Raw genomic sequence first — 11,465 nt, forward strand, 5'->3', positions numbered from 1 at the left:
AGCTCGCGGTAGAAGCGGTGCACCCGGCCGTGCTCACCCGAGTCCACCTCATCCCAGTTGAGTTTGGAGTTGGCGAACGTCTGCGGGTCCTGCGGGTCGGGGATCTCGTCGGCGTCCCACCCGTGTTCGGCGAATTCCGCCTTGCGACCTTCGGCGGTGGCCTTCGCCAACTCCGGCTCCGGGTGCGAGCTGAAGAACTGGAACGGTGTGGAGGCCCCGTACTCCTCACCCATGAAAAGCATTGCGGTGAAAGGGGTCGCGAGCGCCAACGCGGCCTTGATTGCCTGCTGGCCTCCCGTCAGGTTCTGTGACGGCCGATCGCCGAGCGCGCGGTTGCCCACCTGGTCGTGGGTGCAGGTGTAGGCGACCAGGCGGGTGGCCGGAATCCCGGAGCCTTCCGAAGTGTCGATCGGACGGCCGTGCCGCCGGTGCCGGAACGACGAGTAGGTACCCGCGTGAAAGAAGCCGTGGCGCAACGTTTTCGCCAGCGTGGCCAGCGACCCGAAGTCGCCGTAATAGCCCTGGCGTTCCCCCGACACCGCGGTGTGGATGGCGTGGTGGATGTCGTCGGCCCATTGCGCGGTCAGGCCGTAGCCGCCGCGCTCGCGGGCGGTGATCAGCCGCGGATCGTTGAGGTCGCTTTCGGCGATCAACGACAGCGGGCGGCCCACTTCCTGTGCCAGGTGCTCGGTTTCGGCGGCCAACTCCTCCAGGATGTGGATGGCGGTGGTGTCCACCAAGGCGTGCACGGCGTCCAGCCGCAGGCCGTCGGCGTGGAAGACCCGCATCCAACGCAACGCGCACCCGATGATGTAGCGGCGCACCTCGTCGGAATAGGCGTCGGCGATGTTGATGCCCTCGCCCCACGGGTTGCTGGCCGACGACAGGTAGGGCCCGAACTTGGGCAGGTAGTTGCCCGACGGGCCGAGGTGGTTGAACACCGCATCGATCAGCACACCCAGGCCCGCCGCGTGGCAGGCGTCGACGAATCGGACCAGGCCGTCCGGGCCGCCGTAGGGTTCGTGCACGCTGTACCACAGAACCCCGTCGTAACCCCAGCCGTGGGTGCCGGCGAAGGAGTTCACCGGCATCAGCTCGACGAAGTCGACACCCAAATCCACCAGGTAGTCCAGCTTTTCGATGGCGGCGTCGAAGGTACCGGCGTCGGTGAAGGTGCCCAGGTGCAGCTCGTAGATCACCGCGTTCTCAAGCGACCGGCCGGCCCAGTCGCCGTCGGTCCAGGCGTGGCTGGGCTGCCACAGTTGCGAACGCTCGTGCACGCCATCGGGTTGCCGGGCCGATCGAGGGTCGGGCAGCACGGTGGTGTCGTCGTCCAGCAGGAAGCCGTAGCGTGCCTCCGGCGCGGCGTCCACCGCGGCGTGCCACCAGCCGTCCTCCGAGCGGGTCATCGGATGGACCTGCCCCTCGACGTCGACGCGGACCCGCTCCGGTTTGGGTGCCCACACGCGAAAGTCAGTCATGGCTGCGCTCCAGTAAGACGACGGGCAGCTCTCCGAAGAGCTGGGCGGCCGCGGTCGGTCCGCTCACCATGGAACCGGTCAGCGCGTCGGTCCAACGCCCCTCGGGAACCGGCACGACGGTGTTGCCCCAACCGGTTTCGGCCAGCCGCACGGTCCAGCGGGTCACCGCGACCAGGACGTCGTCGCCGCGGCGGAACGCCACCACGTGGTCGGCGGCGTCGCCGTCGGCCAGGACCGGGGTGTAGGCGCCGTGCAGGAAGGTGTCCGGCCGCGCCTTGCGCACCCGCAGCGCGGTGGTGACAACCCGGATCTTGGGGTGCTCCAACGCTTGCAACGCGGCGCGGCGGGTCGCGTAGTCGACCTCCCGGCGGTTGTCGGGATCCACCAGACTGTCGTCCCACAGCTCGGTGCCCTGGTAGACGTCGGGAATGCCGGGCACCGTCAGCGCCAACAGCTTCTGCCCGAGCGCATCGCTGGCGGCGTGCGGATTAAGTTGCGCGACAAGCTCGGTGAGCTGTCCGGCCACCGGCCCGTCGAGCACGTTGTCCAGCCATTGGTGCGTCGCGCCCTCGAACGCGGCGTCCGGGTCGTTCCACGTGGTGTGCGCGGCGGCCTCCCGGATGGCCTTCTCGGTGTACGCGTGCAGCCGCTCGCGCAGCTCGTCGGTGACCTCACCGGACACCGGCCACACCCCGAAGATGTTCTGCAGCAGGAACTGTCCCGTCGACGGGTCCGGGGAAGGGGCGGCGGCCTCCCACCGCGCGACGAACTCGGTCCACAACGACGGCACCTGGGACAGCACGCCGATGCGGGCGCGCACGTCTTCGCCGCGCTTGGTGTCGTGGGTGGTCAGCGTCGTCATCGCCTGCGGCCAGTTGTGGACGCGGGTGGCGGCGCTGTGGTGAAACTCGGCCGCGCCGACGCCGAAGCGGTGCGGCTCACCGCCGACCTCGTTGAGGGAGACCAGCCGCGCGTCGCGGTAGAACATGCAGTCCTCGACCGCCTTGGCGGTGACGGCGCCGCACAGTTGCTGCAGCCGCGTGGCGGGCTCACCGCCGTGCGCCAGCGCGGCCGCCAGCACCTCCAGCGCGGGGCCCAATTCCGGTTGCGCCGCTTGGGTATTCGCCAACGCCGTGGGCAGGATGGCCGCCAGGGACGGGTAGTCGGACCGATAGACCCCGATGTGGGTGAGCAGCGCCGCCACGGCCTCGGGCAGCAGCGGGTCATCGGTGCCCGCCGCGGCGACGACGGCCCGGCGCAGCCTGGCCAGCTCGCTGGCGAGCGTCACCGTGGCCGCCCGGATCTTTAACTCGGCCAACCGCGCGGGCATCGTGTCGTACGCCGGGCCCGCCGTCTCGACCAGCTCGGTCAACGCCGGCGCCCCGGACGGGTCCACGAACAGGCCGCCCACTTCCCGCAGCACGTCGTAGCCGGTGGTGCCGCCCACGGGCAGGGTCGGTTCCAGCGCCTCGTCGACGGCCAGGATCTTCTCGATGACGATCCAAGCCTGCGGGCCGACCAGCTCGCGCAGCCACGCCAGGTAGCCGCAGGGGTCGGACAACCCGTCGGGGTGGTCGATGCGCAGCCCGTCGACCAGGCCCTCGGCGAACCACCGGGCCACCTCGGCGTGGCTGGCGTCGAACACCGCCTTGTCCTCCTGGCGCAGCCCGGCCAGCGAGGTGATGGAGAAGAACCGGCGATACCCGCAGACGCCGTTGCGCCAGCCGACCAGCCGATAGTGCTGGCGATCGTGCACCTGCGGCCCGGTGCCCGCACCGGTGCCGTCGGCGATGGGGAACGCCAGGTCGCCCAACCGCAGCAGGTCGCCGTCGACGGTCAGGTCGGCGACGTCGTCGTCGGAACCCAAGACGGGCAACACGATTCGGCCCTCGTCGTCGAGGTCCCAATCGATGTCGAAGAACGTCGCGTACTGCGACGAGCGGCCGTTGCGCAGGACGTCCCACCACCACGGGTTCTGTTGGGGCTGGTCGACGCCGACGTGGTTGGGCACGATGTCGACGACCAGGCCCATGCCGCGGGCCTGCGCCGCCGCCGACAGTCGCGCCAGGCCGTCGGCGCCGCCGATCTCGTCGGACACGCTGGTGGGGTCCGCCACGTCGTAGCCGTGGGTGGACCCGCGGACCGGCGTGATGATCGGCGACAGGTAGAGGTGGCTCACCCCGAGTTCATCGAGGTAGTCCAGCAGCTTCTCGGCGTCGGAGAAGGTGAAACCGAACCCGCTGGACGCCCCGCGCAGCTGCAACCGGTAGGTCGAAACTATCTGAGATACCATGCGTCACAGGGTCTTACGCAAAACGAGCACCGAGCGCGCCGGTACGGTCATGGTCTCGTCGGCCGCCACCACGCGGTTGGCGCCGCCGGCGGGCTCGTTGGTGTCCAACTCCACGGTCCACTCCTGGGCATAGTCGTCGTGCGGGATGGCGAATTCCATATCCTTGGCGTGGGCGTTGAAACACAACAGGAACGAGTCGTCGACGACCCGCTCACCCCGCGCGTTCGGCGCGGTGATGGCCTCGCCATTGAGGAACACCGCGACGCACATGTGAAAACTCTTGTTCCAGTCGTCGGGCGTCATCTCCTGGCCGTCGGGTGTCAGCCAGGCGATGTCACGCACCTCGTCGCCGGTGCGGATCGGTTTGCCGTCGAAAAACCTGCGGCGGCGAAACACCGGATGCCTCTTGCGCAGCGCGGTCACCTTGCGCGCGAAGGCGAGCAGCTCGGCGTTCTTGTCCACCAAAGACCAGTCCATCCATGACAATTCGGAGTCTTGGCAGTAGACGTTGTTGTTGCCCTGCTGGGTGCGCCCGAACTCGTCGCCGTGGGCGATCATCGGCGTACCCTGGCTGAGCATCAGGGTGGCCCAGAAGTTGCGGATCTGGCGGCCCCGCAGGTCCAGCACCTCCGGATCGTCGGTGGGCCCCTCGACACCGCAGTTCCAGGAGCGGTTGTGGCTCTCCCCGTCGCGGTTGTCCTCGCCGTTGGCCATGTTGTGCTTCTCGTTGTAGGACACGAGATCGTTGAGGGTGAACCCGTCGTGCGCCGTGACGAAGTTGATGCTGGCGCTGGGCCGCCGGCTGGTCGCCTCGTAGAGGTCCGACGACCCGGTCAGCCGGGAAGCGAACTCGCCAAGAGTTGCGGGCTCGCCCCGCCAGTAGTCGCGCACAGTATCGCGATACTTCCCGTTCCACTCGGTCCACAAACCCGGGAAATTGCCGACCTGATATCCGCCTTCGCCGACGTCCCACGGCTCGGCGATCAATTTGACCTGACTGACGATCGGATCCTGTTGCACCAGATCGAAAAAGGCGCTCAACCGGTCGACGTCGTGCAGCTCGCGCGCCAGCGTGGCGGCCAGGTCGAAACGAAATCCGTCGACGTGCATCTCGGTCACCCAGTAGCGCAGCGAGTCCATGATGAGCTGCAGGACGTGCGGGTGTCGCGGGTTCAAGCTGTTGCCCGTGCCCGTGTAATCCCGGTAGCGGCGCAGGTCGCTGTCCACCAGCCGGTAGTACGCGGCGTTGTCGATGCCCCGGAAATTGATGGTGGGGCCCAGGTGGTTGCCCTCGGCGGTGTGGTTGTAGACGACGTCGAGGATGACCTCGATGCCGGCCTCGTGCAGGCTGCGCACCATGGACTTGAACTCGGCCACGCTGGAATTGCGGTTGGCGGCGTACTGGTTGTGCGGGGCGAAGAAGCCAAAGGTGTTGTAGCCCCAGTAATTTCGCAAGCCAAGGTCCAGCAGCCGCGAGTCGTGCATGAATTGGTGCACCGGCATCAGTTCCAACGCCGTCACGTTGAGCGACTTGAGGTGCTCGATGACGGCGGGATGGGCCAACCCGGCGTAGGTGCCCCGCAGCTCCTCGGGCACGGCGGGGTGCGTCTGGGTCATGCCCTTGACGTGGGCCTCGTAGATGACCGTCTCGTGGTAGGGGGTCAGCGGCGCCCGGTCGGACCCCCAGTCGAAGAACGGGTTGCTCACGACGCTGGTCATGGTGTGGCCCAGCGAGTCGACCATCGGCGGTGTGCCGGGGTCGGCGTCGTCACCGCCGGCCCGCACCGCGCCCATGTCGTAGGAGAACAACGCCTGGCCGAACTGGAATTCGCCGTGAAACGCCTTGCCGTACGGGTCGAGCAGTAGCTTGCTCGGGTCGCAGCGGTGGCCGGCCGCGGGGTCGAACGGGCCGTACACGCGGAAGCCGTACCGCTGGCCGGGCGTGATATTGGGCAGATACGCGTGCCAGACGTAACCGTCCACCTCGTCCAGGGGGATTCGCGCCTCGTCGCCCTGGTCGTCGATCAGGCACAGCTCGACCCTCTCGGCGATCTCGGAGAACAACGAGAAGTTCGTGCCGGCGCCGTCATAGGAGGCCCCGAGTGGATAGGGGTTCCCCGGCCACACGGTGGCGAGTCTTGGCCTGTCACCGGCAACGCCTGTTTCTGAAGCGTGATTGTTGGTCGGCACCATATGACCTTATCCGCGCTTTCCGGCGGCCACGAACGCTCACGCCGCGCGTCCCTGTCGATCCGGCCACACCGCCGCCGCGGCTGGTCACCACCACCCGGTGGCCGCGGCGAGCTGCCGGCCGAGTTCGCCGGTCATGGTGCGCACGTAGGTGGGGGACAGGTGGTGGGCGCCGTGATAGATGAGGATGTTGCCCTCCACGGCGCGGCATTCGTCGGCTCGGCAGATGGCGTCGGACATGTCCAGCGGCTTGAGCAACGGGAACTGCGGGACGAAATCGACGGTGGGGTTGTGGTCGGCCAACACCTCGGAGCGCTTCACCCCGCACGACTGGGAATTGCCGCGCTTGGCCAGGCAGTCGGCCGGGTCCAGCGGCTTGCCGTTGCGCACCAGCCACGGCGTGTCCCGCATCGCCAGGACGGGAATGTTGTTGTCGGAGAACGTCTGCCAGATCCCGATGTAGGTCGCCGGCATCACGTCGCCGGGCTTGATGTTCCACGGCCGGGTGGAGGTGGTGAACACGAAATCGGGGTGGTCGTTGACCAACTTGGCCATCGTTCGCTGCACCCACTCGCGGCACTGCGGGTAGGCGGCGTTATTGCCCATGATCAACGGGACTTCCTCGGTGGACAGCGGGCAGCCCATCTTCAGATACGTGACGACCTTGAACTGGTGCAGCTTGCCCAGCAGGTCCAGGGCGGGCAGCCAGTGTTCGGCGTGCGAGCCGCCCGCCAGCGCGATGGTCCGGTCGGCCGTCACGTCGCCGTACGTGCAGTTGACCACGGCCGGGTTGACGAAGTCGCTGATGCAGCCGTCCCGCGTGGACGCGGGCAGGTCCTGCTTGATCTCCAGGACGCTGGGACGCATCGGCAGCGACGGCACCCGCACGTGCTCGGTGAGCGCCCGGGCGCCGGGATAGTCCTGCGGGTTGAGGACGCTGAGCTCCTTGCCGGCCGCCCGCAGGACGGTGACGTGCTGGCGCCAGGTGAACGAGGTGGCGGTCAGGGTGACGCCGAGCAGGGCGATCGCGGTGCCCAGCGCCAGCGTCGGTCGCGGCAGGCGCACCAGCCAGGGAACGGGCACCGCGGGTACCGGGGCGGACGACTTCGCCGACGCGCGGTAGCGCAACGGGTCCTCGACGAGCCTGGTGGTCAGGTAGGCCAGCACGCCCGAGATGAGCAGCACCGCCGCGCCCTCGACGAGGTTCGCATGCCGGTGACCGGTGAAGGACAACCAGAAGATCAGCAGCGGCCAGTGCCATAGGTACAGCGAGTACGCCATCGCGCCCAACGCCACCAGCGGCCGCGTCGCGAGCAACCGGTTGGGCAGCGGCATCCGCTCGGCGGCGTCGGGCCCGGTGCCCAGGTTGGCGCCCGCCAAGATCATCAGGACCGTGGCGCCGACGGGGACCAGGGCCCAGGGACCGGGGAACTGCTGCACGCCGTCGATCAGGGCGCCGCACCCCAGGATCGCGGCCAGCGCCAGCGTCGCCAACGTCGCGCGCAGCCAGGCCGGCCAGCGGATGTGGGGGACCAGCGCCCCGACCAGGGCACCCAGCAGGAGTTCCCAGCCGCGGGCGAAGGTGTTGTAGTACGCCGCCGCCTGGTCGTGCTGGTGGGCCAGGATCGCGTACGCGAAGGAGGCCAGCGTCAGCGCGGACAGCAGCCCCAGGAACAGGCCGCGCAAGTGGGCGCCCAGCGGCCGGCGGAATAGATAGGCGCACGCGGCGATCAGCAGCAGGAAGCTGACATAGAACTGGCCCTGTACCGACATCGACCAGATGTGCTGCAGCGGGCTGACGGCCTCCCCGGCCCGCAGGTAGTCCGAGGCGCTGTTGGCCAGTTCCCAGTTCTGGTAGTAGCCGAGGCTGGCCAGGCTCTGGTCGGCGAACGTCTCCCACCGGGTCTCCGGTTGGACCAGGATGGTCAGCACGGCGCACCCGGCCAGCACGACGACCAGCGCGGGGACCAGGCGGCGGACCAGGCGGACCACCTCGGCCGGCGGCGACAGGGTGACGGCCGGGTTCAACGCGGCGCGCAGGATCTTGCCGCCGAAGAAGAAACCGGACAGCGCGAGGAAGACGTCGACGCCGCCGGACACCCGCCCGAACCAGACATGGAAGACGGCGACGAGGGCGATCGCGATGCCGCGCAGCCCGTCGAGGTCATAGCGGTAGAACCCCCGCGGCGCCGCGGTGTCCGCCGCGGGCGCGCCCGTTTCCGCGGCGGTGAGCGGCGTGGGAGGCGGGGACAGGGTCAGCATGATCGACCGCTAATTTACCGAAACCCGCCGCTCGGCTCCTGGCAGCGCGCGGCGGCGGAGTGCTCCTCTGTGGGGCACTGAGTACCGCCGGCGCCGACCGGGGTCAAGCGACGGGTGATCGGTTGCCGACGTGGAGGGTCAGCGGGCGGTGTTGATCCCGGATTGCAGCGGGGACTGTTGAGCCGGCAGCGGTAGCAGCGGGGCCTGCTGGGCGGGCAGCTGCTGGACCGGGGCCTGCTGCAACGGGGACTGCTGGACCGGGGCTTGCTGCAACGGGGACTGCTGGACCGGGGCTTGCTGCAACGGGGCCTGCTGCGTCGGGACCTGCTGGACCGGGGCCTGCTGCAACGGGGCCTGCTGGGCGGGGACCTGCTGGACCGGTGCCTGCTGCAGCGGGGACTGCTGCGTCGGGACCTGCTGGACCGGCGCCTGCTGCAGCGGGGCCTGCTGCAGCGGGGCCTGCTGGGCGGGCACCTGCTGGCCGGGCGTCTGCTGCGTCGGAACCTGCTGGGCGGGCGTCTGCTGCGCGGGCGCCTGCGGCACCGCCGCCGACTGCGCGCCCAACACCCGCACCAGATACGGCGTCATGCCGGCGGCACGCACCGGGGACACCTGGACGACGTCGCCGACCTCGAGCATCTGATTGTTGCCGAGGTACATCGAGACGCTCTGAGTGCCGTCGGGGCCGTAGAAGATCAGGTCACCCTTGTGCGCCTGCTGCGGGAGGATCTTCTGACCGGCCCGGTAGATGGCGCCCGACGACCTCGGCAGCTTGATGCCGGCGCCCGCGTAGGCGTACTGCATCAGGCCCGAGGCGTCAAAGCCGACCGTGTTGATCCCGGTGCCGGTGCCGCGGCTGGGGCCGTTCACCCCGCCGCCGGCCCACGAGAACGGCACGCCGCGCTGCGAAAGGCCGCGCGCGATCACCACGTCGGTGGCCTGCTGGTAGTCCATGGATCGGGCACCCGGGTCGGCGGCCGCGATGACCGGGGCGGCCACCGGCCCCGCCAGGATGGCCAAGCCGATCGCGAAGGCGGAGATGCGTTTCATGTTCGTTCAGGCCTCTCGGGGCTCGTTGGGCTTCGGCGCGGTGACTTCGCGCCTCCGCCCCCGGTTCACGACCGGCACCGGCCCCTGCGCCGGGCCCGATCACCGTCGTGACGCTTGCGGACGTGGATGACGCGGGGGACCGCTTCATTCACATCAGTCACAATTGCCACTTTGACAACAGACCGAGTTAGCCGCCAGGGACCAAGGGCATTTTTTGTCGGAACGTGACCGGACGGTGACGGGCGCGGTCAATCACCGCCTCAGCGTTGTGATTTCGGTCTCAGCGGGACGCGGTCACAACCGCTCGACGGGCGGTCGGCGACGAAGCGGGTCAGGCCCAGTAACGTTCGCTGAATATCGTCAGGACGGCCCCGGCGACCGAGCTCACCATGACGATCGCGAGGGCCAGCACCGGCCAGAACGACATGTACCAACCCTTCAGGATGGACACCAGCGGGCCCACCACCACGGCCGCGATGGCCGCGCCGATGCCGCCCCACACCACCGGGTGGATGTAGTAGTCGATCCCGAACGGCACGGGCCCGCAGGTGTCCCCCTCGCAGACGTTGGCGAGGAAGCCGAACAGCCGCGACGGCCAGGTCGTCGCCGTGGCCAGCACCACCAGCAGGGCGGACAGCACCACCGTGCACACGACGTCCCAGGGCACCAGCCGCACCCGCAGCACCCGCGGCGCTTCGTCGTCGTAGTCCGCCACCGGGGCGTCGTTGACGGCGTTCGACGGCGGCCTCGCGCCGGGGTCGTCGGGCTGCTGCGGCGTGGCCATGGGATTCCATGCTTCCCGATGGGCGGCGTTCGCGCGACTCCGGCTGTCCTACGCTCGATCACTATGCCGGCGGCGAGGGCCGGGCTGACGCCCGAGCAGATCAGCGCGATCGACGCCGCGCACCTGTGGCACCCCTACAGCACGATCGGCGCCGAGGCCGTCGCGCCCGTCGTCGCCGTCGCCGCCCACGGCCCCTGGCTGACGCTGATCCGCGACGGGCGGCCGGTCGAGGCGCTGGACGCGATGAGCTCCTGGTGGACCGCGATCCACGGCCACGGCCACCCGGTGCTGGACGCAGCGATGACGGCCCAGCTCGCCGCGATGAACCACGTCATGTTCGGCGGCTTGACCCACGAACCGGCGGCCCGGCTGGCGCAGCTGTTGGTGCAGATCACGCCGGCCGGGTTGGAAACGGTGTTCTTCAGCGACTCCGGGTCGGTGTCGGTCGAGGTCGCGGTGAAGATGGCGCTGCAGTACTGGCGCAGCCGCGGCCGGCCGGGCAAGCACCGGCTGATGACGTGGCGCGGCGGCTACCACGGCGACACCTTCACGCCGATGAGCGTGTGCGACCCCGACGGTGGCATGCACTCGCTGTGGACCGACATCCTGGCCCGCCAGCTGTTCGCCCCGCAGGTGCCGCGACACTACGACCCCGCCTACAGCGCGGCGTTCGAGGCGCAGCTGGCCGAGCACGCCGACGAGCTGGCCGCCGTCATCGTCGAGCCGGTGGTCCAGGGCGCCGGCGGCATGCGCTTTCACGATCCCCAGTACCTGCGCGACCTGCGCGACGTTTGCCGGCGCCATGACGTCCTGCTGGTGTTCGACGAGATCGCCACCGGCTTCGGCCGCACCGGCGAGCTGTTCGCCGCCGACCACGCGGCGGTGAGCCCCGACATCATGTGCGTGGGCAAGGCGCTCACCGGCGGCTACCTGAGCATGGCCGCCACGCTGTGCACCGCCGAGATCGCCCACACCATCAGCACCGGCGAGGCCGGGGCGCTCATGCACGGGCCTACGTTCATGGCCAACCCGCTGGCCTGCGCCGTCTCGGTGGCCAGCGTCGAGCTGCTGCTCGCCCAGGACTGGCGGGCCCGCGTCGCCGACATCGCGGCCGGCCTGACCGCCGGGCTGGCACCGGCCCGGGCGTTGCCCGGGGTCACCGACGTGCGGGTCTGTGGCGCCATCGGCGTCGTCGAATGCGACCAGCCCGTCGACCTGGCCGCCGCCACCCCGGCGGCGTTGGACCGCGGCGTCTGGCTGCGCCCGTTCCGCAACCTCGTCTACGCCATGCCGCCCTACGTCTGCGAGCCCGCCGAGATCGACCAGATCACCTCGGCGATGGTCGACGTCGCCCGCCTGGTCGGCTCTCGTAGGCTCTAGGTCCATGAACGCCCGGCGCCAGGCA

6 protein-coding genes and 1 pseudogene are annotated in these 11,465 nt (G+C 69.5%); 1 reads left to right on the forward strand and 6 read right to left on the reverse strand.

Translation table 11 applies throughout. The annotated features are described in order from the left end of the window. The 6 genes and pseudogenes from treZ to A5714_RS11135 form a co-directional block, all read right to left on the reverse strand. Positions 1–1,481: malto-oligosyltrehalose trehalohydrolase (treZ, locus tag A5714_RS11110; protein ID WP_068285202.1), on the reverse strand; the 1,481-nt coding region annotated here is incomplete at its 3' end. Next, complete coding sequence (gene treY / locus A5714_RS11115; RefSeq protein WP_068285204.1) at positions 1,474–3,774, reverse strand: malto-oligosyltrehalose synthase; 2,301 nt, start codon at positions 3,772–3,774, stop codon at positions 1,474–1,476. The genes treZ and treY, both read right to left, overlap by 8 nt. A 3-nt stretch (positions 3,775–3,777) precedes the next feature. Beyond that, positions 3,778–5,967 (reverse strand): glycogen debranching protein GlgX, encoded by a 2,190-nt coding sequence (gene glgX / locus A5714_RS11120; RefSeq protein WP_068067039.1) that lies wholly within the window; start codon positions 5,965–5,967, stop codon positions 3,778–3,780. A gap of 84 nt (positions 5,968–6,051) precedes the next feature. Then, positions 6,052–8,226 carry an acyltransferase family protein gene (locus A5714_RS11125; RefSeq protein ID WP_068285206.1) on the reverse strand — a complete coding sequence of 725 codons (2,175 nt, stop codon included), beginning with the start codon at positions 8,224–8,226 and terminating at the stop codon, positions 6,052–6,054. 381 nt (positions 8,227–8,607) lie between these two features. Beyond that, a pseudogene (ripD, locus tag A5714_RS11130) lies at positions 8,608–9,276 on the reverse strand (NlpC/P60 family peptidoglycan-binding protein RipD); the annotation flags it as partial. A 331-nt stretch (positions 9,277–9,607) separates the two neighbouring features. Continuing rightward, on the reverse strand, positions 9,608–10,060 hold the full coding sequence (locus tag A5714_RS11135; RefSeq protein WP_068067031.1) for a hypothetical protein: 453 nt from the start codon (positions 10,058–10,060) through the stop codon (positions 9,608–9,610). Between the two features lie 63 nt (positions 10,061–10,123). On the opposite strand from A5714_RS11135, the gene A5714_RS11140 reads away from it, so the two are divergent. After that, positions 10,124–11,440 carry an adenosylmethionine--8-amino-7-oxononanoate transaminase gene (locus tag A5714_RS11140; RefSeq protein ID WP_068285210.1) on the forward strand — a complete coding sequence of 439 codons (1,317 nt, stop codon included), beginning with the start codon at positions 10,124–10,126 and terminating at the stop codon, positions 11,438–11,440. Positions 11,441–11,465: the final 25 nt, after the last annotated feature.

This window comes from Mycobacterium sp. E2462 (assembly GCF_001672685.1).
GTDB lineage: Bacteria > Actinomycetota > Actinomycetes > Mycobacteriales > Mycobacteriaceae > Mycobacterium.